The 21106-nt window shown below is 52.3% G+C and carries 20 protein-coding genes and 1 tRNA gene; 10 read left to right on the top strand and 11 right to left on the bottom strand.

Translation table 11 applies throughout. From position 1 onward, the window contains the following. Window positions 1–95: 95 nt before the first annotated feature. On the bottom strand, window positions 96–1397 hold the full coding sequence (locus J1785_RS21665) for an anaerobic C4-dicarboxylate transporter (RefSeq protein WP_129954212.1): 1302 nt from the start codon (window positions 1395–1397) through the stop codon (window positions 96–98). Window positions 1398–1531: 134 nt separating this feature from the next. After that, on the bottom strand, window positions 1532–2968 hold the full coding sequence (gene aspA / locus J1785_RS21670; protein ID WP_014333637.1) for an aspartate ammonia-lyase: 1437 nt from the start codon (window positions 2966–2968) through the stop codon (window positions 1532–1534). Between the two features lie 374 nt (window positions 2969–3342). On the opposite strand from aspA, the gene J1785_RS21675 reads away from it, so the two are divergent. The 4 genes from J1785_RS21675 to J1785_RS21690 all read left to right on the top strand — a co-directional run bounded on the left by J1785_RS21675 (window position 3343) and on the right by J1785_RS21690 (window position 6686). Then, on the top strand, window positions 3343–3834 hold the full coding sequence (locus J1785_RS21675) for an FxsA family protein (RefSeq protein WP_217220660.1): 492 nt from the start codon (window positions 3343–3345) through the stop codon (window positions 3832–3834). A 216-nt stretch (window positions 3835–4050) separates the two neighbouring features. After that, window positions 4051–4344 carry a co-chaperone GroES gene (locus tag J1785_RS21680; RefSeq protein ID WP_009636718.1) on the top strand — a complete coding sequence of 98 codons (294 nt, stop codon included), beginning with the start codon at window positions 4051–4053 and terminating at the stop codon, window positions 4342–4344. A gap of 53 nt (window positions 4345–4397) precedes the next feature. After that, entirely contained in the window at window positions 4398–6044 is a 1647-nt protein-coding gene (gene groL / locus J1785_RS21685) for a chaperonin GroEL (RefSeq protein ID WP_129954214.1), read from the top strand. Window positions 6045–6341: 297 nt separating this feature from the next. After that, on the top strand, window positions 6342–6686 hold the full coding sequence (locus J1785_RS21690) for a DUF4156 domain-containing protein (protein ID WP_217220663.1): 345 nt from the start codon (window positions 6342–6344) through the stop codon (window positions 6684–6686). A gap of 192 nt (window positions 6687–6878) precedes the next feature. On the opposite strand, the gene epmB is transcribed toward J1785_RS21690, so the two are convergent. Beyond that, on the bottom strand, window positions 6879–7907 hold the full coding sequence (gene epmB, locus J1785_RS21695) for an EF-P beta-lysylation protein EpmB (RefSeq protein WP_217220666.1): 1029 nt from the start codon (window positions 7905–7907) through the stop codon (window positions 6879–6881). Between the two features lie 38 nt (window positions 7908–7945). On the opposite strand from epmB, the gene efp reads away from it, so the two are divergent. From efp to J1785_RS21710, 3 genes are all read left to right on the top strand, one after another. Beyond that, complete coding sequence (gene efp, locus J1785_RS21700) at window positions 7946–8512, top strand: elongation factor P (protein ID WP_013573742.1); 567 nt, start codon at window positions 7946–7948, stop codon at window positions 8510–8512. Between the two features lie 114 nt (window positions 8513–8626). Continuing rightward, window positions 8627–8740, top strand: coding sequence for an entericidin A/B family lipoprotein (locus J1785_RS21705; protein WP_370278348.1), 114 nt, complete (start codon window positions 8627–8629; stop codon window positions 8738–8740). 120 nt (window positions 8741–8860) lie between these two features. After that, window positions 8861–8995: an entericidin A/B family lipoprotein gene (locus tag J1785_RS21710; protein WP_129954222.1), complete on the top strand. Its 135-nt coding sequence runs from the start codon at window positions 8861–8863 to the stop codon at window positions 8993–8995. Window positions 8996–9071: 76 nt separating this feature from the next. Here J1785_RS21710 and blc read toward each other — a convergent pair whose 3' ends face one another. The 5 genes from blc to frdA form a co-directional block, all read right to left on the bottom strand. Next, a complete protein-coding gene (gene blc / locus J1785_RS21715) occupies window positions 9072–9596 on the bottom strand; it encodes an outer membrane lipoprotein Blc (protein ID WP_217138295.1) in 525 nt (174 codons plus the stop codon). A gap of 124 nt (window positions 9597–9720) precedes the next feature. Next, complete coding sequence (gene frdD, locus J1785_RS21720; protein WP_217138294.1) at window positions 9721–10080, bottom strand: fumarate reductase subunit FrdD; 360 nt, start codon at window positions 10078–10080, stop codon at window positions 9721–9723. A gap of 9 nt (window positions 10081–10089) precedes the next feature. After that, entirely contained in the window at window positions 10090–10500 is a 411-nt protein-coding gene (frdC, locus tag J1785_RS21725) for a fumarate reductase subunit FrdC (RefSeq protein WP_217220669.1), read from the bottom strand. An 11-nt stretch (window positions 10501–10511) separates the two neighbouring features. After that, window positions 10512–11246 carry a succinate dehydrogenase/fumarate reductase iron-sulfur subunit gene (locus J1785_RS21730; RefSeq protein ID WP_129991648.1) on the bottom strand — a complete coding sequence of 245 codons (735 nt, stop codon included), beginning with the start codon at window positions 11244–11246 and terminating at the stop codon, window positions 10512–10514. Next, entirely contained in the window at window positions 11239–13038 is a 1800-nt protein-coding gene (gene frdA, locus J1785_RS21735) for a fumarate reductase (quinol) flavoprotein subunit (protein WP_129954232.1), read from the bottom strand. Before frdA ends, J1785_RS21730 begins: the two co-directional genes overlap by 8 nt. A 283-nt stretch (window positions 13039–13321) precedes the next feature. Here frdA and epmA point away from each other — a divergent pair, with 283 nt between their 5' ends. After that, on the top strand, window positions 13322–14299 hold the full coding sequence (gene epmA, locus J1785_RS21740; RefSeq protein ID WP_129954234.1) for an elongation factor P--(R)-beta-lysine ligase: 978 nt from the start codon (window positions 13322–13324) through the stop codon (window positions 14297–14299). A gap of 97 nt (window positions 14300–14396) precedes the next feature. Here the strand turns inward: epmA and mscM are convergent, their stop codons facing one another. The 3 genes from mscM to rsgA all read right to left on the bottom strand — a co-directional run bounded on the left by mscM (window position 14397) and on the right by rsgA (window position 19999). Next, window positions 14397–17765 carry a miniconductance mechanosensitive channel MscM gene (gene mscM, locus J1785_RS21745; protein WP_129954236.1) on the bottom strand — a complete coding sequence of 1123 codons (3369 nt, stop codon included), beginning with the start codon at window positions 17763–17765 and terminating at the stop codon, window positions 14397–14399. Window positions 17766–17811: 46 nt separating this feature from the next. Next, window positions 17812–18780, bottom strand: a complete 969-nt coding sequence (gene asd, locus J1785_RS21750) for an archaetidylserine decarboxylase (RefSeq protein ID WP_217138290.1) — start codon at window positions 18778–18780, stop codon at window positions 17812–17814. 181 nt (window positions 18781–18961) lie between these two features. Beyond that, window positions 18962–19999 carry a small ribosomal subunit biogenesis GTPase RsgA gene (gene rsgA / locus J1785_RS21755; RefSeq protein ID WP_217220671.1) on the bottom strand — a complete coding sequence of 346 codons (1038 nt, stop codon included), beginning with the start codon at window positions 19997–19999 and terminating at the stop codon, window positions 18962–18964. Window positions 20000–20125: 126 nt separating this feature from the next. Between rsgA and orn the strand changes: the two genes are divergently transcribed. Continuing rightward, the gene (orn, locus tag J1785_RS21760) at window positions 20126–20671 is read left to right on the top strand and encodes an oligoribonuclease (RefSeq protein WP_129954242.1); all 546 of its coding nucleotides are present in this window, start codon (window positions 20126–20128) and stop codon (window positions 20669–20671) included. 304 nt (window positions 20672–20975) lie between these two features. Continuing rightward, a tRNA-Gly gene (locus tag J1785_RS21765) sits at window positions 20976–21051 on the top strand. Window positions 21052–21106 lie beyond the last annotated feature (55 nt).

Below are 21106 nucleotides of genomic sequence, written 5' to 3' on the forward strand. Positions count from 1 at the left end.
CCATCGCGCGTTGATGAATGGTGAGTATACCCTGACCAATCGCTGAGCAGAAAGTCCCGCAGTGCTTAACAGGGGCCGCAGCCCCCGGAAAACTGTCAGAGAATAATACTGCCGAAACCGAATCCGAAAAGTACCGCGAGGAATACGCCAATGGTGCCGGGGATAAAGAACGGATGGTTGAAAACGAAGCGCCCGATGCGGGTGGTGCCGGTGTCATCCATCTGCACGGCGGCAACCAGTGTCGGGTAAGTGGGCAGAATGAACAAACCTGACACGGCAGCAAATGAACCTACGGCAGTCAGGGGGGATACACTCAGCGCCAGGGCCATCGGCAGCAGGGCTTTGGTGGTGGCGGCCTGCGAATACAACAGCGCTGAACTGAAGAAGAAGATCACTGCCAGCAGCCACGGATGTACCTGGATCAATCCGCCCGCCGTTTCTTTGATCCAACTGAGATTGGCCTGCACAAAGGTGTCACCCAGCCAGGCCACACCGAGAATACAAATACAGGCGCTCATGCCGGATTTGAATGTGCTGGATGTCAGAATGGCGTCGGTATCAATACTGCACAGCAAGGTGATTAGTGTGGCGACACTGAGCATGATAATCAGGATGGCACTGTTAGTGGTCATCACAGGTTGCGCGACCCAGCCCAGGCTAGGGCTGTTAATGACCGCATAAGCGACCACCGTCAGGACGCCGAGCAGGAACAGCAATACCGAAAGTTTGGCGCCGCGTTTGATTTCCAGCGCTTTATTACCACGCAGTTGGATCAGGCCTTCTTCATACCGTTTGAGATAAACCGGGTCATTGGACAGTTTCGAGTCAAAGCACGCGCTGACAATCAGTGACATCAGGATCACTGCGGCCAGCGTGGACGGAATCATCACCATCAGCAGATGCAAATAACTGACGCCGTGACCTTCCATGGTGGAAGCCATGTACACCACTGCGGCAGAAATCGGCGAGGCAGTAATTGCTATCTGGGCAGCAACTACGGCGGTGGAAAGCGGGCGACAGGGTTTAATCCCTTGCTCTTTGGCGACTTCAGAAATAACCGGTAATGCTGACAGTGAAATGTTGCCAGTGCCCGCCATAATCGTCAGAAAATAGGTGACAACAGGTGCGAGGAGGGTGATGTGTTTGGGATTTCGGCGCAGCAATTTTTCGGTTTGTTGCACCAGATAATCCATCCCGCCAGCCACCTGCATGGTCGAGATCGCGGCGATCACGGCCATGATGATGGAGATGACGTCAAAGGGGATAGTTCCCGGTTTAACGCCTATCAGGGCGAGCACCAGAACGCCAAGCCCGCCTGCGAAACCAATGCCGATGCCGCCTAAGCGCGCACCGAGGAAAATCGCCGCCAGTACGATAATAAATTCGATAATTAACATGGTTGTCCGTCCCTATTCCCCGCATTCCTTAAGGAATTGATAATTAATTGTTGTGTAATTGTTGTGTCGTGCAAAGTAAAAAGGCCCGCTGTTCCGCAGAACAACGAGCCTCAAAAGGTCAGCAGTGAAATCTGTTACTGTTCATTTTCATCGGTATAGCGTTTGGCTTTGTAGGCCGGATGTTTCAGGTTTTCGATAGAGAAAATATCGTCCAGCTCCGCCTCTGTCAGCAGGCCACGTTCGAGCACCACCTCTCTGACGCTCTTACCGGTTTCAGCACAAATCTTGCCGACGATATCGCCGTTGTGATGGCCGATGAACGGGTTAAGGTAGGTGACGATGCCGATTGAATTGAAAACGTAGAATTCACACACTTCTTTGTTGGCAGTAATACCGTTGATGCATTTTTCCAGCAGATTGTAACAGGCGTTAGTCAGGATATGCACTGACTCAAACATCGCCTGACCAATTACCGGTTCCATTACGTTCAGCTGCAACTGGCCTGCTTCAGCCGCCATCGTGACGCAAACGTCGTTACCGATGACTTTAAAACACACCTGATTCACTACTTCAGGGATCACCGGGTTCACTTTGGCCGGCATAATGGATGAGCCCGCCTGCAATTCCGGCAGGTTAATTTCGTTTAAACCCGCGCGCGGTCCGGAAGAAAGCAGACGCAGGTCATTACAGATTTTAGAAAGCTTCACGGCCAGGCGTTTCAGTGAGCTGTGGACCATCACGTACGCGCCACAGTCTGACGTCGCTTCAATCAGATCTTCTGCCGGTACGCAGGCCAGATTGCTGACTTCTGCCAGCTTTTCTACCGCCAGCTGTTGATAACCTTCTGGTGTATTCAGGCGTGTACCGATTGCCGTCGCCCCGAGGTTGACTTCGAGCAGTAATTCGCCGGTGCGCATCAGGTTGCGAGTTTCTTCTTTGAGCAGCACATTAAACGCGTGGAATTCCTGACCGAGCGTCATCGGAACGGCGTCCTGCAACTGTGTGCGGCCCATCTTGATGATGTTTTCAAATTCTTTCGCTTTACGCTCAAAACCATCCCCTAACTGGGAAATAGCATCAACCAGCTTTAGCAAAGACGCGTAGACGGCGATACGAAAACCGGTCGGGTAGGCATCATTGGTCGACTGGCATTTGTTCAGATGATCATTTGGATTGAGGAACTGGTAATCGCCTTTCTGGTGTCCCATCAGTTCAAGACCGATGTTCGCCAGCACTTCATTCGTGTTCATATTTACCGAGGTTCCCGCGCCGCCCTGATACACGTCGATAGGGAACTGGTCCATGCATTTGCCTTTATCAAGCACTTCGTCGCACGCCTGAATAATGATATCCGCAATATGGCGTGGAATGGTGCGCAGTTCTTTGTTAGCAAGAGCCGCGGCCTTTTTCACCATCACCATGCCACGAACAAACTCAGGGACATCGCTGATCTTGGTGTTGCTGATGTAGAAGTTTTCAATCGCCCGCAGGGTGTGAATGCCGTAATAAGCTTCTGCCGGAACTTCGCGCGTGCCCAGCAGGTCTTCCTCGATACGAATGGTGTTTGACATGAGAACCTTCTCTTCGGTACAGAATGTGTTATGCGATGTTTAAAATTATGTTACTTGCCGTGATAAATTTAAAACGATCAACCGTTGTTTTAGCAACGAAGGCGATCATATGCTGCTCCAGATGAATTGCACGTACTAAGATCACTATCCTGCCCTATTAGTGTGCATGTTTTTAGTATCTGTGAGAATTCTCACAATTCATTTACCGGCTCAATTAAATCAGGCCTGGTGCTTGAAATGATAATGAATGAGCACCATCTCAGTGTAGTCAGCCTGCATTTCTTTGATAGCGAAGATCCCAAGCAGGCCCTTATTCAGGGTTTTGGAATGCCGCTGCGACAGCGCTTCCGGAGCCAAATTACAAGGAGAATGCGGTGCGCTGGTTACCGTTACTACTGTTATTCCTGCTGGCTTACATTGAAATCACCTTATTTATCAAGGTGGCTGCGGTGGTGGGCGTCGCAACAACGTTGCTGCTGGTCGTTTTCACCTCCTGTGTGGGCGTGTCCCTGGTGAAGAATCAGGGGATGAAAACGTTTATGCAATTGCAGCAAAAACTGGCGGTTGGGGAAAGCCCGGCGGCTGAGATGGTCAAAAGTGTTTCGCTGGTCATTGCCGGGTTTCTGCTGTTGTTACCGGGCTTCTTTACCGATTTCCTCGGTTTGCTGCTCTTACTACCGCCGATCCAGAAACGACTGACGCTTAAACTGATGCCTCATTTGAATATTGTGCGTTCCGGTGGTAACTGGGGAAGCAGTGCGCCAACAGGGAATACCTTTGATGGCGAGTTCCAGCGGACGGATGAAACGCAGGAACGTCTGGTTTCACCTAAAAAAGATGACGACACAGAGCACCGCGATCGCTAATCTCTGTGGCCTTAATTGTTAAAAGATTGTTGGGAAGCACTGCGGAGGTCAATTTTTAGTCATCCGTGCAGCGAAAGAAAAAGAGAAATTTTTTTCTGTTCTTCCCCTTGAAGGGTGAGGTATCGCCCCCATTAAACAAACCACGAGGCCGGGCAGGAATCTGCCAGGCATTCAATCCTAAAAATAGATATGGACCCGCTCACAGGAGAGTTATCAATGAAAATTCGTCCATTGCATGACCGCGTTATCGTCAAGCGTAAAGAAGTAGAATCTAAATCTGCTGGCGGCATCGTTCTGACTGGCTCAGCTGCAGGTAAATCTACCCGTGGCGAAATCCTGGCTGTCGGCCATGGTCGCATTCTGGAAAACGGTGAAGTTAAAGCGCTGGACGTGAAAGTTGGCGACATCGTCATTTTCAACGACGGTTACGGCGTGAAAGCTGAGAAGATCGACAATGAAGAAGTGTTGATCATGTCCGAGAGCGACATTCTGGCCATTGTTGAAGCCTGATTGTCCCCCGACCCACTTTTTTCTGAACAGAACGAATTTAAGGGAAATTAAAAATGGCAGCTAAAGAAGTAAAATTCGGTAATGACGCCCGTGTGAAAATGCTGCGTGGCGTAAACATCCTTGCTGATGCAGTAAAAGTGACCCTCGGTCCTAAAGGCCGCAACGTGGTTTTGGACAAATCTTTCGGCGCACCTACCATCACTAAAGACGGCGTGTCCGTTGCACGTGAAATCGAACTGGAAGACAAGTTCGAAAACATGGGCGCACAAATGGTGAAAGAAGTCGCGTCCAAAGCGAACGATGCAGCGGGTGACGGTACCACTACTGCAACTGTTCTGGCGCAGGCAATCATCACTGAAGGTTTGAAAGCTGTTGCTGCTGGGATGAACCCGATGGATCTGAAACGTGGTATCGACAAAGCTGTCGTTGCTGCGGTTGAAGAACTGAAAAAATTGTCTGTACCTTGCGCTGACTCTAAGGCTATCGCACAGGTAGGGACGATCTCCGCTAACTCCGACGAAACCGTAGGTAAACTGATCGCTGAAGCGATGGAAAAAGTCGGTAAAGAAGGCGTGATCACGGTTGAAGAAGGTACTGGCCTGCAAGACGAGCTGGACGTTGTTGAAGGTATGCAATTCGACCGCGGTTACCTTTCCCCATACTTCATCAACAAACCAGAAACCGGTTCTGTTGAACTTGAAAGCCCGTTCATCCTGCTGGCTGACAAGAAAATTTCTAACATTCGCGAAATGCTGCCAGTGCTGGAAGCCGTTGCTAAAGCCGGTAAACCACTGCTGATCATTGCTGAAGACGTTGAAGGCGAAGCCCTGGCGACTCTGGTCGTGAACACCATGCGTGGCATCGTGAAAGTGGCTGCGGTTAAAGCTCCGGGCTTCGGCGATCGTCGTAAAGCCATGCTGCAAGACATCGCAACCCTGACCGGTGGTACTGTTATCTCTGAAGAGATCGGTCTGGAACTGGAAAAAGCGACCCTGGAAGATATGGGTCAGGCTAAACGTGTTGTGATCAACAAAGACACCACCATCATCATTGATGGTGTGGGTGAAGAAGCCACTATCCAGGGCCGTGTTTCTCAGATCCGTCAGCAGATCGAAGAAGCAACTTCTGATTACGATCGTGAAAAACTGCAAGAGCGTGTGGCTAAACTGGCAGGCGGCGTAGCCGTTCTGAAAGTGGGCGCAGCGACTGAAGTTGAAATGAAAGAGAAAAAAGCGCGCGTTGAAGATGCCCTGCACGCAACCCGTGCTGCGGTAGAAGAAGGCGTGGTTGCCGGTGGTGGTGTGGCGCTGGTTCGCGTTGCTCATACCCTGGCTAACCTGACTGGCGACAACGATGATCAGAACGTGGGTATCCGCGTTGCTCTGCGCGCAATGGAAGCTCCGCTGCGTCAGATCGTTGTAAACGCAGGCGAAGAAGCTTCTGTTATCGCCAATACCGTTAAAGCAGGCGAAGGTAGCTTCGGTTACAACGCTTACACTGAACAGTACGGCGACATGATTGCAATGGGTATCCTGGATCCAACTAAAGTGACCCGTTCTGCTCTGCAATACGCGTCTTCTGTAGCTGGCCTGATGATCACCACTGAGTGCATGATCACCGACCTGCCTAAAGACGATAAAGTCGATATGGGCGGTGCTGGCGGTATGGGTGGCATGGGCGGCATGGGCGGCATGATGTAATCATCCCCCCTGCGTTCATCCGCAGGTATGCGAAATCAGCGGGCTTTTTGCTCACTGACTTCATATACTGAAAAAACCCGGTCTGAAAAGGCCGGGTTTTTTTGTTTGACCCTTTTTTATCAGGTTCAGTAAGATAACTCTCATTGTCTCCGGCCTTTAACGTGTAGACTCGTTTCTACGTGGTTTTCGGATTTTTACCGTTACCGCCAGCTTAGGTATACGTGGCAACGGATGCCTAAGAAAGCCAGGTGTTTTCTGATAGGCTTTATGTGATTACAAAAACAAATGGGGAAAGTGATGCGGATTAAAATGTTAATGGGCCTGTCAGCTATCGCGCTGCTTGCCGGGTGCAGTACCACTCATCAACTGGATGCAGCGGGTCAGCAGGTGAAATTCACAGACGACAAACCAGGCGCAAATTGTCAGTTGCTTGGCCAAGTCACCGGTGCCCAAAGCAACTGGTTCTCCGGTACCGGCGGTGACGGCAGCTCCATGCGTGGCGCAGCTAATGACCTGCGCAACAAAGCGGCAGCGATGGGCGGCAACACCATTTATGGTGCTAACAGCCCGTCCCAGAATTTCCTGTCCAGCTTTGCACCGGTTGACAGCAAAATGGTCGGTCAGGTTTATAAGTGCCCATAGTCGTCGCCTGAGCGATAAAAATATTAAAGGGATGCCACTGGCATCCCTTTTTGCATTCCCCCCTTCATACTTTAAGCCGCAAGTGAGTGGGCTACGTTCAGTCACCCGAATCACTTACCTGAGTAAGCTCATCGGGACTCCATCCCTTGCCGCCTTGCTGCAACTTGAATTATTGGGGGGAGGAAGGATGTGTTAAGACTGCTTCAGGCGCAGATCCAAAATGGTTTTGCTCGGCTCGCCGCCAATCTCACGGGTCAGTTTCGGCACCATATAACCTGACACTTTACTCATCAGTTGTTTCATAATGACGCGCGCTTCGTCGTCGTTCACCATGAAATGCGCCGCACCTTGTACTTTATCCAGCACGTGGATGTAGTAAGGTAAAATACCCGCGTCAAACAGCGCGTTGCTCAGTGTGGCAAGCACTTCGGCAGAATCATTTACCCCCCGCAGCAACACGCTCTGATTAAGCAACGTCACGCCATGGCGTTTCAGCTTCGCCATACTGGCGCGTAATGCATTATCGATCTCATTGGCGTGATTAATATGCGTTACCATCAGCACCTGAAGGCGTGATTTTTCCAGGCGCTGGCAGAAGGTATCCGTGATACGTGCAGGAATAACCACCGGCAAACGGGTATGAATACGCAGCCGCTTAATGTGTGCGATGCCTTCCAGTTCACCGATTAACCAGTCGAGTTCATGATCCTTGGCCATCAGCGGATCACCACCGGAGAAAATAATTTCATCGAGTTCGGGGCGTGTGCGGATATAATCCAGCGCCTGAACCCAGTTGGCCTTATTTCCCTGGTTGTCCTGATACGGGAAATGACGGCGGAAACAGTAGCGGCAATTTACCGCACATCCGCCTTTCACCAGTAACAGGGCGCGATTGCTATACTTGTGCAACAGACCCGGAACAACGCTGCGTTGTTCATCAAGCGGGTCAGTGGTAAAGCCCGGCGCGGCGATAAACTCCTCGCGTGCGGTTAATACCTGAAGCAATAAAGGATCCTGTGGATCGCCCGGCTGCATACGTGCCACAAAGGCGCGGGGCACGCGAAGCGGGAACAAACGACGGGCTTCACGCCCACTTTGCAATTCTGCATTGTCGTTAAGTGCCAGAAGAGTAAGCAGTTCATCCGGGTCAGTGATAACATCGCCGAGTTGATACAACCAATCTTCTCTAAATGGCGTGTTTAGGGTTACAATGTTTGCCATTTTTTTGGCTAATACCAGTTTAAAATTAGAGGGCCATCATGGCGACTTATTCTAGCAACGATTTCCGTCCGGGTCTTAAAATCATGTTCGAGGGCGAGCCTTACGCTATCGAATCCAGTGAATTCGTAAAACCAGGCAAAGGCCAGGCTTTCGCACGCGTTAAAATGCGTCGTCTGCTGACCGGTTCCCGTGTAGAAAAAACGTTTAAATCTACCGACTCATGCGAAGGCGCTGACGTTGTAGATACCAACATGAACTACCTGTACAACGATGGTGAGTTCTACCACTTCATGCACCCTGAGACTTTCGAACAGCATCAGGTTGAAGAGAAGACGGTTTCTGACGCCTCTAAATGGCTGCAGGACAACGCAGAATGTATCGTAACGCTGTGGGATGGCCGTCCTATCGCGGTTCAGCCACCAAACTTCATCGAAGCGGAAGTTGTTGATACTGACCCGGGCCTGAAAGGTGATACTGCAGGTACAGGCGGTAAGCCAGCTACCCTGAGCACTGGCGCCGTGGTTAAAGTGCCATTATTCGTGCAGATCGGCGAAATTGTCCGTTGTGACACCCGCTCTGGCGAATACGTTTCCCGCGTTAAATAAGTTTTCGATACTTATTTATTACGCCGGATGAAAGCTGCCGCAGAGTAAATCCTGCCGCAGCTTTCCAGCCCCAACTTTTTGAATTGGATTGTGTTTACCATGTTGAAGAAGATAATGTTTATCGTAGTTTCAGTGACGTTGCTGGCTTCGTTATCCGGCTGCAACACGGTTCATGGTTTCGGTGAAGACATCCAACATCTGGGTGGTGCGATTTCCAAAGCAGGCTGATTTCTTCAGCCTCGTTTTTTACCAAATGTCCTAAAATCCTGCCTGTTGCCTTCTATATCCGGAAAGTTAGCTACACTAACAGTGTCGTACTTTACATTCTCTTATAGGAAGGAAATTTATATGCTGAAGAAAAGTATCCTCGCTATCTTGTCTGTTGTTGTCCTGTCTTCCGCGTTAACCGCCTGCAATACCACGCGTGGTGTAGGGGAAGATGTGTCTGCCGGTGGGCAAGCGATCCAGAAAAGCGCGCAATAGCGGGCGGGTAATAGTAAAGTAAGTTGATGTCTGCCTGCACATTGATGCAGGCAGTGTTGTTTTTACGGCACGGGAATTAAGGCTGTTTCACCCACACCAGTTTGCTGGTATCGAATCCGTAGCCTTGTGCTGTTTGCAGAAGTTGCTGCTTCACGCGGTCATCCAGTGTTGGCGTACGGGAGAGGATCCACAGGTAGCTTTTATCCGGCCCGCATACCAGCGCGTACCGGTAATCCTTATCCAGCTCAATGACATTATAGCCGCCATAGAACGGGCCGAAGAATGACACCTTGAGCGCCGCCCGCGCCGGCGATCCGGTGAAGTAACCTTTGCCCTCACTTTCCTGCCATTTATTCTTTTGCGGATTAAACCCGCGATTAATCACTTTTACCCCACCATCATCACGCAAACTGTAATTAGCGGTGACGCGTTCCAGTCCGCTTTCAAAACTATGATCCAGTCTGGCGACTTCATACCAGGTACCGAGATAACGGGTGAGTTCGAAATTATTGACGACTTTGACGTCAGCAGGCGGCGTTACGCTGCACGCGACCGACAGAAGTGCTGTGACGATAACGCTGAGTTTTGACCAGATACGCATAGACCTTCCTTCCTTAGTATGTTCTCTAAGTGTAGGTAACAAAAAAGAAAAAGGGAAAATCAGTGCAGAAAGAATGAAAACAGCGGCCAGAGAGATGACCGCTGGAAAGGGGGATCTTTGCGGATCAGAGGCGGATCAATACGATAAGGGTCACGATACTTAAGATCGCCGCCAGACCGTAAAATACCCATTTACCGGCCGGAACGTGGATCTTCAGGTCGTGCATGGCATGATGGATCCGGTGCAGCCCGCACCACAAAGGCAGAATGATCATCAGCAGCAGGAACAAACGCCCGATCCCGCTTTGTGCAAATGCCAGTACGCGCGGATAGCTCAGTGCGTCACCGGGGAAGAAGCCCAGCGGCAGCAGGAAGCACACCAGCAAGATCATCACCGGTGCGAAAATCGCGCTCCACATACCGCCCGCGCCAAATAATCCCCAGAACACCGGCTCGTCTGAACGTTTAGGAAGAGTATTTTTCATGTCGCCTCCTTAAAGAAACAGTGCAATGACAAGTACAACCAGCGTCACGACGATTGTCACGCCCCAGAAACCGGTAATCACCGGTTCCGGCCCCATTTTTTTGCCTTTCACTATCACAATAGAGGCTTTCGGTGCCAGTTCGAACCAGGTCTTGGTGTGCAACAACGCCGCAAGCAGGGCGATCAGGTTAATCAGCAAGACCACCGGGTTTTGCAGAAAATTCACAAAACCCGCCCAGCTTTCAGGCCCGTTACGTAACGAAAAAATCCCTGCCAGCAGTAAGAGACTGAACCACACGGCCGGCACCGCCGTGCCCTCACGCAGCATATAAAAACGGTAGAACGGTAAGCTTTTCCACCAGCTGGCTTTCATCTCACGCACGTAGGGCTTACGTTTGCTGCCCGTACTTTGAGTTGTCATATTTTCCTCCCTCATTGCGGTCTCAGCCTCGCGATCATGAAGTCTTTGGAGCTTTCGACTTTGCCTTGCTGAATGGCGGCTGCGGGGTCGACGTGCTTCGGACAAACTTCGGAGCAATACCCGACGAACGTACAACTCCAGACACCGTTCTGAGTGTTTAGCTGCGGCATACGTTGTGCCTTGCCGTGGTCCCGGTTATCAAGGTTATAGCGGTGCGCCAGCGTAATAGCGGCCGGACCGATGAATTCCGGGTTCAGACCAAACTGCGGGCAGGCGGCGTAACACAAACCGCAGTTGATACAGCCGGAGAACTGATGGTATTTCTCCATTTGCGCCGGAGTTTGCTTACCCGGGCCTTCACCCACCGTGCGGGTATTGCCGATAATGTAAGGTTTGATGGATTCCAGGCTTTCGATAAAGTGGGTCATATCGACCACCAGATCACGCTCAACCGGGAAATTCGCCAGCGCTTCCACCTGCATACCGTCCGGATATTCCCGCAGGAAGGTTTTACATGCCAGCTTCGGCACGCGATTGACCATCATGCCGCATGAGCCGCAGATTGCCATCCGGCAGGACCAGCGATAGGAAAGATCAGCGGCCAGATGATCTTTGATATAGCCCAGAGCATCGAGCAGCGACGTTGTTTCATCGAAAGGCACGTCATACACCACCGGATGCGGCGCGCTGTCCGTTTCCGGGTTGTAGCGCATGATTTCAACCTTCAGGCTGCGTATTTTAGCCACGTGATTGCTCCTTATCTTTTTTATCGTGAGTCTCAGATTCCCCGCCATACACGCGTTTTGCCGGTGGCAGCGTGGTAATTTTCACGTCGCCATATTCCAGACGCGGGGCGGAGTCTGGCTGATAAAAGGCCAGAGTATGCTTGAGGAAATTCACGTCATCGCGTTCAGTACAGCCTTCATCCAGACGCTGATGCGCGCCGCGGGATTCGCGGCGGTGCAGGGCGGAATGCGCCATGCATTCGGCCACTTCCAGGCCATGCCCCAGTTCGATGGTGTACAGCAAATCCGTATTGAAAACGCTGGAGGTATCCTGAATCTTCACCCGCTTAAAGCGTTCTTTCAGTTCAGCCAGTTTATTGATGGTTTTTTGCATCAGTTCGGTGGTGCGGTAAATGCCGCAACCTTCTTCCATCGCCAGACCCATTTCGTCGCGGATGGCTGCCCAGCTTTCGTCGCCTTCCTGTGCCATCAGCGCGGCGATACGATTTTCGATATCACGAACCTGTGCGTCGAGCGCATCGTTGTTGCCGGTGTCTTTAGCTTGTACGGCGCGTTCTGCTGCTTTTTCACCGGCCATACGGCCGAACACCACCAGTTCGGCCAGCGAGTTTGAGCCGAGACGGTTTGCGCCATGCAGGCCGACGGACGAACACTCACCGACCGCAAACAGACCCTTGATGCGGGTTTCACACTGCGCATCGGTTTCGATGCCGCCCATGGTGTAGTGTGCGGTAGGACGAACAGGGATCGGATCAGTAATCGGATCGACGCCGACATAAGCTTTAGCCAGTTCGCAGATGAACGGCAGACGTTCACGGAGTTTTTTCTCGCCGAGATGGCGTAAATCCAGGTACACCACGTCACCACGCGGTGTTTCGATAGTCCGGCCGGCCCGCCATTCGTGCCAGAACGCCTGCGATACCTTGTCGCGCGGGCCCAGTTCCATGTATTTATTTTTCGGTTCACCCAGCGGCGTTTCCGGCCCCATACCGTAATCCTGGAGATAACGGTAACCGTCTTTATTGACCAGAATACCGCCTTCACCCCGGCAACCTTCAGTCATCAGAATACCGGAGCCCGGAAGGCCGGTCGGATGATATTGTACGAATTCCATATCACGAAGAGGGATGCCATGACGGAACGCCATGCCCATACCGTCACCGGTTACGATGCCGCCGTTGGTGTTATAACGGTAAACACGGCCAGCGCCGCCGGTTGCCATGACCACGGCGTTGGCCCGGATTTGTACGCGTGTGCCTTCCATCATATTAATGGCGACAACGCCCCGAACCTGGCCTTCATCGACCAGAATATCGAGAACGAAATGTTCGTCGAATCGCTTGATTTGCGGATATTTCAGCGAGGTCTGGAACAATGTATGCAGCATGTGGAAACCGGTTTTATCCGCTGCAAACCACGTACGTTCGATCTTCATCCCGCCGAAGCGGCGGACATTGACGGAACCATCATCTTTACGGCTCCAGGGGCAACCCCACAGTTCTAGCTGGGCCATTTCAGTCGGGCATTGATGCACGAAATGATCCACCACGTCTTGCTCACACAGCCAGTCGCCTCCGGAAACAGTATCCTGGAAGTGAAAATCAAAGCTGTCGTGATCTTGTGTCACTGCGGCAGAACCGCCTTCGGCAGCGACCGTGTGGCTGCGCATTGGGTACACTTTCGAAATCAACGCGATATTCAGGTTGGGATTGGCTTCCGCTGCGGCTATTGCTGCGCGTAAACCCGCCCCACCTGCACCTATAATTGCAATGTCGGCGTTAAAGGTTTGCACTGCATTCCTCCACTATCATCAATGAGATCGGGTTTGAAACACCCGCGAAAAGCTCTTCATATTCGAAGAGTTAGTGAACCCCGATGACATACAGGCGCTGTCCCGATGGCTGATATTCTTATTGTTTGTAAGGGAATTATGATACCAAAGGGGTAGAAGCGGTAATTTGATGTGAATGCAGGTTTGGGCTTTCTCTGCTTTTTGCTTCGCAAAATGAGATAATTGTTTGCCTGCGGGGATGCGGGTAGACTGCATGACTTTTCTGAATTCGGAGTAAATCACCATGAGCGAAACAGCAAGCTGGCAACCCAGTGCTTCTGTCGCCAATTTGTTGAAGCGTGCGGCAATCCTCGCTGAGATCCGACGTTTCTTTGCCGATCGCGGCGTACTGGAAGTTGAAACGCCAGCGATGAGTCAGGCCACGGTGACCGACATTCATCTGGTACCGTTTGAGACGCGTTTTGTCGGGCCGGGTGCGGCTGACGGCATGACGCTGTATCTGATGACCAGCCCGGAATATCACATGAAACGTTTGCTGGCAGCGGGCAGCGGGCCGATTTACCAGATGGGCCGCAGTTTCCGTAATGAAGAAGCCGGACGTCATCACAACCCGGAGTTCACCATGCTGGAATGGTACCGTCCGCGTTATGACATGTACCGCCTGATGAATGAAGTGGATGATCTGCTCCAGCAGGTACTCGATTGCGACAGTGCTGAAACCTTGTCTTATCAGCAGGCATTTACCCGCCATTTAAGTATTGATCCCCTCTCTGCCGATAAAACTGAGCTGCGCGAAGCGGCGGCAAAACTGGATTTATCCAATATTGCCGACACCGAAGAAGACCGCGACACCCTGTTACAGTTGTTATTTACGATGGGCGTGGAGCCGCATATTGGCCGCGATAAGCCGACATTCGTCTATCACTTCCCGGCGACGCAGGCATCTCTGGCAGAAATCAGCACGGAAGATCACCGCGTGGCCGAGCGTTTTGAGGTGTATTACAAAGGCATTGAGCTGGCAAATGGTTTCCGTGAACTGACAGACAGTCGTGAACAACGTCAGCGTTTCGAGCAGGACAACCGTAAACGCGCGGCACGCGGCCTGCCGCAGCATCCCATTGATAACAATCTGCTGGATGCGTTAGCGCACGGCATGCCGGAGTGTTCTGGTGTGGCGCTGGGCGTTGACCGTCTGATTATGATTGCACTGGGTGCCGCCAGCCTGAGCGATGTGCTGGCCTTCCCGGTGACGCGCGCCTGATCCTGATTCTGCTGTTCAGCCCTGACCTCAGGGTCAGGACTTTGTCAGCAATCTGAAAGGGCAGAAGGATCTGCCCTTTTTGCTTTTCTTTTGGCTTTTATAAGTCGCCCGGTGAGCGCGAACTGTTTCCGCTGCGACCACTGCCGCTGCTGCTGGTAAAGGTCGCGTTATTGCCATTTTGCGCGCGGTGCAGTGTTTCCATACGCACCTGGAATGGCGGGAACGGCAGCGTAATGCCATGCTCGCGGAATCCGGACAGGATCAGCTGATGGATTTCATGGCGCAGCGGCATACGGTGTGCCATTTCAGCGGCATGCATACGTAGCTCGAAAATCTGAATCCCCTGCTGGAGATCCACCAGATAGGCTTCCGGCGCAGGCATGTCCAGCACCAGCGAACAGCGGTGCGCGGCACCGAGCAGAATTTCGGTCACTTCTTCACTGTTGGCTTCCGACGGCGCAGGCACAGTCAGCACCACACGGGTAACGGAATCTGACAACGACCAGTTGATGAACTGTTCGGTGATAAAGGCCTTGTTGGGCACAATAATCTCCTTACGGTCCCAGTCGGCGATCGTTGTGGCGCGGGTATTGATCCTGGTGATGCTGCCGGTCAGGTTGCGGATCGTCACGGTATCGCCGATACGGATCGGTTTTTCAAACAGGATAATCAGGCCGGAAATAAAGTTAGCGAAAATTTCCTGCAAACCGAAGCCGAGACCGACACCAAGTGCTGCCACCAGCCATTGTAGTTTTGCCCATTCGATCCCGATCAGCGAGAAACCTGTCAGGCCGCCAATCAGCAGCAACACATATTTGGTCACGGTCAGCACGGCATAACCGGTGCCCGGCGTCAGATCCAGATGTTGCAACAGCGCCAGTTCCAGTAGCGCGGGCAGATTACGCACCAGTTGCGTCGTGATAATCAGCACCAGAATGGCGATCAACACCGATCCCAGTGTGATCGGCTGCATGCTCTCTACGCCCTGAACCGTAGACGCAACCTGCCAGAGATGAATATTTTCCAGGAACGAGAAGGCCGAGTGGATCTCAGACCACAGGAAGATCACCGAGATCAGGGCGATCAATGTCAGCAGGGAACGTACCAGTCGCAGTGATTGCGCGGAGATAGCATCCAGATCCACCACGGGTTCTTCGATCTCAACCGTCCCTTCATTACTGGTACTGACCTGATGGGCATCGTCCTCACCGCGGGCACGCTGATTCAGCATTTCTGCCCGGCGCTGCTTGGCGCGTTCGAACGCAATACGACGGCGCTGGATCAGCATCCAGCGCCGGATAATGTGGTAAATCACCAGTAATACGAACCAGATGGCTACCGAGGTTTCCAGGCGTGCCAGCAGCGCCTGTGAGGTCGCGAGGTAGCCCATCAGCGAAGCCAGTGCGGCCACAACGGGCGCGCCCAGCAGCATCCACCATAAGGCTTTGTTGATGACGTTTTCGCTGTTGCCTTTTTTATCGTGATACAGCGGAATTCCCGCGCGTTTCAGGCTGTGGGTGACCAGCGCGACCACCAGACACAAAATAACAAAGCACAGCCGCCCCAGCGTATTTGAGAACTCCCGATCGTTAAGATTATCGAAGGTAATCAGCGCCATAATTAACGGCACCAGCACCCAGATCGACAGCGCATAGTAGCGAAGGGCACGTGATACCGCACGTTGCGGCCAGCCGAAGTGGGCGACAAATAACCCTTGCGGATGCGCCAGCGCGGCACTGACCATAAATGCCCACAGGATTGGCAGGGTTGCGGTGACACCATCGCCGATCGCAACTGCAATCGGGTACGGCCACGCGCTTTGCAGCCCGAAGCCCAGCGCTGCCCACAGCACCGGCAACGGCATGGCGACCAGAATCGACCAGAACACGGTGCGCAGGGTCAGCGAGAAATGATCCTGTGTGACCTTACCCACTTTACTGCTGGCACGTGCCAGGAACGCGTAATAATGTTTGCGCGAACTGATGCTGATAATCACCAGAATCAGTGCTCCAAATAATGGCAGCAGCGTTTCTTTGCTGGTGACCATCATCATCGACGCACCGCCGAGCTGACTGAGTGAATCCAGTGAAAGCAGACGTTTCAGATCATGCGCGACCTGCACCGGGTAAGAAATGCCGATGGCGCTGACGTCTGCCACCCAGAACAGATAACGGTGGGCGGCATCATGAACATCATTCAGCGCTTCCACCAGCTGGCTGTTCGCCACTTTCAGCTTGGTGAGTTCAAGAATTTGGGTATCGCAACCTGAAAGCAGGGAATTGAGCAAATCACGCTGCGTCCGCAACTGTGCATCCAGAATTTTTTGCTGAGCCGCAGTTAGCGGTTTTCCGTCATCCTGCCTTGCCTGGCGATAAATAGCCTGCTTATCCAGTAAATCTTCATAGTGCAGGCGCTGCACGCGCAACTGGCCCATATCGCGGTCAAGCTGTTGCGGTTTCGGCATATCCGGCAGACGCGCAACCTGCGCCCGCAGTGTTTCGCCAAGTAAATTAGACGCGCCAAGCCACTGTGCCTGTTCGCGAATGGTATTAATCGCCTGACGTACCTGTTGAGTTTGTGCAGCGGCCTGACGCTGCTGAGAGGAGATCAGGTCCATCCGCTGCGCCTGCTGATTCAGTGCCAGCGACAACTCACGGTTGGCCTGCAACTGCTGACTGATAGAGTGCGGCAATTCACCACTCTGTTCGGCCAGCAGCTCGGTTTTTTCCAGCGCCTGTTCAGCTTCCCGCTGGCGTTGGTTATTCAGTGTATTGCGTAAGGCCTGTAATTGCTGATCAAGAAAGTCGGCGCGTTTTTTGTAGAGATCTGTGCGCATTCGCGACAGTTCCTGCCGGTTATTGGCAGAAAGCTGAGCCAGTTCCAGTTCATCAACCTTGGCTTTACGCGCTGCAGATTCGGCCTGAAGTGCGCTGAGCTGGGCCTGTGCCAGCGGCGAGGAGATTGCCGTCGCGGTCGCCGCCTGTATGCGCTGATCGATGTCGCTCAGCGCGTTGCGGGCTTCGGATTGCTGTTGCGGGATCAGACTCAGTGAGTCGCTGATGTCGCGGGAGCGGTCCTGCTCCTGACGCAACTGGCGGGTTTCTTCCAGCTGCTGACTGCTGACTTGCAGAATTTGTTGCTCGAGCTGAGCCGTGGAGATGCTGTCATCCAGCGCGGGCGGCTTGTCAGGCTGATTTTGCAATTCCTGGCGCAGGGCCTGCGTCAGTTTTGGAAAGTCATCAATGACCTTTTGATATTCCGCCGAGCGCCCGGCTGAAACGCTGGCTTCATTCAGCCAGTTGAGTGCGCTTTGCAGCGCCTCAACCACCTGCGTCTGATTGGCCATTTCTTTATTGGCTTCCGCCTGTTTCAACTCTTGTTTGAGCTGATCTTCAGTCGGTGCTGCACCCGCCATCAATGGCAGGGACAGCAATAAACTCATCAGCAAGGCGGGGAACAGGCGCACTCGGTCATATCCTTTTTTCAGTTCTGTATGTCAGTTCAGCGCGAACTTAATAATCTTTCGGAGCCTGCGGTTCAGCGGTTGCGACACCTGCTGGCGCTTCTGTAGTGACAGAGGCTTCTGCTACCACAGGTTCCGCTGCTGCTGCCGGAGCACGCAGAGCTTCGGCGAACGGTTCGCCCATGCGGGTCACCGTGCCATTACTCAGATTCGGCATGAAGCGAACCTGATTAGCGGCAAACAGGTTGATCACCGTGGAACCCAGTTTGAAACGGCCCATTTCCTGACCTTTTTCCAGCGCGATGGCACCTTCTTCACCGGCTGCCGGATAAGTCCAACGCTTGATAATGCCTTCGCGCGGCGGCGTGACGCAGCCTGCCCAGACGGTTTCAATGCTGCCGACAATCGTTGCGCCAACCAGAATCTGTACCATCGGCCCGAATTCAGTATCAAAGACGCAGATGACGCGTTCGTTACGGGCGAAAAGATTGGGTACATTCGCGGCGGTCAGCGGATTGACTGAAAATAAATCTCCCGGGACATAAATCATTTCACGCAGCACGCCGTCGCACGGCATATGCACCCGGTGATAATCACGTGGTGCCAGATAAACAGTGGCAAACTGTCCGTCTTTGAATTGCTCTGCCAGCAAATAGTTACCTGCCAGCAATGCTTCTAAACTGTAGAAATGACCTTTAGCCTGGAACAGTTTGCCCCCGGTAATTGCCCCTAACTGGCTGACTGCACCGTCGGCTGGCAGGCAAAGCATATCCAGACCACTGACCACCGGACGTGCGCCCTCGCGCAGCGGACGCACGAAGAATTCGTTAAACGTGGCATATGATTTGAGATCCGGATTTTGTGCTTCTTTCATGTCGACGTTATAAAAACGGGCAAATGCTCTGATCACCCAATGTGTCAGCGTGGCAGCACGCTTATCTGCGCCCCAGCCAGCCAGACGGGTCAGTCCTTGTTTAGGAAGTAAATATTGAAGTTTGATTTTGATACTGTCCAGCACGGGGAAAACCTCTTGAATGATATGAATGACCGGCGTACCGGCCATTTTGCAGGCGCCCCCGAATGGTATTCAGGGGCATGCAGTGTTGTATGGCGGAGGATTGTAACGGGGTGAAATCAACGGTTCAACTTCCGTTAACGTTACCCGATTGCCATTAACATATTAATTCAACCACTTAGTATTAAAGTGCGTCGAAGTTTTTACGTGTTTTTACGTCTTCCATGCTTTCCAGAATACGGTGGTAATTGTCGAAACGTTCTTCGGCTATTTCACCACGGTCTACGGCATCACGGATTGCACAGCCCGGATCACTGCCATGCTTGCAGTCGCGGAATTTACAGTAGCCGAGGAAAGGGCGGAATTCGACAAAGCCCTGGGTGATCTGTTCTGGCGCAAGGTGCCATAAACCGAATTCACGCACGCCCGGGGAGTCAATAACGTCACCGCCATGCTGGAAGTGATACAAACGCGCCGCTGTCGTGGTGTGCTGACCCAGGCCTGAGTTATCGGACACTTCATTCACCAGAATTTGTTTTTCATCCGGTGGCAACAGGGCGTTCAGCAGACTGGATTTACCCACGCCGGACTGACCGGCGAAAATACTGATGCGGTCAGTCAGCGCCTTTTCAAACGCAGGCATACCTTCACCGGTCTGGCTCGACACTTCGAGGACGCGGTAATTTATTTTGCGGTAGATATCCATCATGCCCTGAACGAATTGACGGCCTTCGTCGTCGAGCAGATCGATTTTATTGAGCACAATCAGCGGTTCAACTTCAACCGTTTCGCACGCCACCAAGTAACGATCAATAATATTAAGCGACAGTTCCGGCAGGATGGCGGAGACAATCACGCTCTGGTCAATGTTTGCGGCAATGGGTTTGACGCCATCATAGAAATCAGGGCGTGTGAGAACGGAAGTTCGTTCATGGACCGCCTCGACGATACCTTTCACACTGGTATTTTCGCCGGCGCGCCATACCACGCGGTCGCCGGTCACCAGAGAACGGATGGTTCGGCGGATATTGCAACGGTGCTGGCTGCCGTCGGCCGCTTCAACGTCCGCATGCATCCCGAAACGGCTGATGACGACGCCGTCCTGCGGTTCGCCATGCAGAGAATCGTCCAGCTCTTTGCGTTTGTCCGTCTGTGTCAGACGACGCTGATGGTTAGTCTGAACGCGACGTTGTTGCCCTTTAGACAGTTTTGATTTAGTCACTGCGCCTCACTTGACTGGCTTTAATCGCTCGGTGCGACCAAAACGACTATGATACCAGCTATTTTATATTAATTGCCCGAATGACGGAGAACTCCGTCAACTCTCTACTTTGTAACAGGACACATCATGGCCGCTAATGACTCGAATTTAATTTGGATTGACCTGGAAATGACCGGTCTGGATCCTGAACGTGACCGTATTATTGAGATTGCGACGCTGGTGACCGACGCGCATCTGAACATTCTGGCCGAAGGCCCGGTCATGGCAGTCCATCAGTCTGACGCGCAGCTGGCGCTGATGGATGACTGGAATGTGCGCACCCACACCGGCAGCGGTCTGGTTGATCGCGTCAAAGCCAGTCCGTTTGATGACAATGCCGCACAGCAAAAAACTATCGACTTCCTGCGAGAGTGGGTTCCTGCGGGCAAATCGCCGATTTGCGGCAACAGCGTCGGCCAGGACAGACGTTTTCTGTTTAAATATATGCCGGAGCTGGAAGCCTATTTCCATTACCGTTATCTGGACGTCAGCACGCTGAAGGAACTGGCGCGTCGCTGGAAACCGGAAGTGCTGGGTGGTTTTAAGAAGCAAAATACTCATCAGGCGCTGGATGATATCCGTGAATCTGTGGCTGAACTGGCGTACTACCGCGAACATTTTATTAATCTTTAATCTCCGTCATCCTTCAGGCTGCAGATGCGTTGGCTGCACTCTCTCACCTGAATCACTGACCGATTTGTTGTGAGTTTGCCGCTTTCCTGCAACGTGAATGATTTAGGCGATTTATTTTAAAAAACGTTAAAAATACATACGGAGCACAAAATCATCGCGTTTCGCTGATTAAATCGTCGCTTTGATGGTTTAATCGGCACTTGAACGAAAAAAACGTTTTTTTGCTTTCAGGGGCTTGCGGCAAAAAGGATTTCTCGTATAATGCGCACCCCGTACCGATGAAGAATTTCGTTGAGTGCGCAGAGCGGGAATAGCTCAGTTGGTAGAGCACGACCTTGCCAAGGTCGGGGTCGCGAGTTCGAGTCTCGTTTCCCGCTCCAAATTTTTAAGCTTTTGAGATTTAAAGATTTAAGACGTAAATAATGCAGTTCCAAG

The organism is Rahnella perminowiae, assembly GCF_019049755.1.
Classification (GTDB): Bacteria; Pseudomonadota; Gammaproteobacteria; order Enterobacterales; family Enterobacteriaceae; genus Rahnella; species Rahnella perminowiae.

What these genes read in the sequence shown, in the direction of transcription:
- J1785_RS21680 (WP_009636718.1), top strand. Translation starts at nt 4,051, where the DNA reads ATGAAAATTCGTCCATTGCATGACCGCGTTATCGTCAAGCGTAAAGAA.
- efp (WP_013573742.1), top strand. Translation starts at nt 7,946, where the DNA reads ATGGCGACTTATTCTAGCAACGATTTCCGTCCGGGTCTTAAAATCATG.
- J1785_RS21705 (WP_370278348.1), top strand. Translation starts at nt 8,627, where the DNA reads ATGTTTATCGTAGTTTCAGTGACGTTGCTGGCTTCGTTATCCGGCTGC.
- frdD (WP_217138294.1), bottom strand. Translation starts at nt 10,080, where the DNA reads ATGAAAAATACTCTTCCTAAACGTTCAGACGAGCCGGTGTTCTGGGGA.
- epmA (WP_129954234.1), top strand. Translation starts at nt 13,322, where the DNA reads ATGAGCGAAACAGCAAGCTGGCAACCCAGTGCTTCTGTCGCCAATTTG.
- frdC (WP_217220669.1), bottom strand. Translation starts at nt 10,500, where the DNA reads ATGACAACTCAAAGTACGGGCAGCAAACGTAAGCCCTACGTGCGTGAG.
- J1785_RS21690 (WP_217220663.1), top strand. Translation starts at nt 6,342, where the DNA reads ATGCGGATTAAAATGTTAATGGGCCTGTCAGCTATCGCGCTGCTTGCC.
- blc (WP_217138295.1), bottom strand. Translation starts at nt 9,596, where the DNA reads ATGCGTATCTGGTCAAAACTCAGCGTTATCGTCACAGCACTTCTGTCG.
- aspA (WP_014333637.1), bottom strand. Translation starts at nt 2,968, where the DNA reads ATGTCAAACACCATTCGTATCGAGGAAGACCTGCTGGGCACGCGCGAA.
- orn (WP_129954242.1), top strand. Translation starts at nt 20,126, where the DNA reads ATGGCCGCTAATGACTCGAATTTAATTTGGATTGACCTGGAAATGACC.
- J1785_RS21710 (WP_129954222.1), top strand. Translation starts at nt 8,861, where the DNA reads ATGCTGAAGAAAAGTATCCTCGCTATCTTGTCTGTTGTTGTCCTGTCT.
- groL (WP_129954214.1), top strand. Translation starts at nt 4,398, where the DNA reads ATGGCAGCTAAAGAAGTAAAATTCGGTAATGACGCCCGTGTGAAAATG.
- J1785_RS21665 (WP_129954212.1), bottom strand. Translation starts at nt 1,397, where the DNA reads ATGTTAATTATCGAATTTATTATCGTACTGGCGGCGATTTTCCTCGGT.
- epmB (WP_217220666.1), bottom strand. Translation starts at nt 7,907, where the DNA reads ATGGCAAACATTGTAACCCTAAACACGCCATTTAGAGAAGATTGGTTG.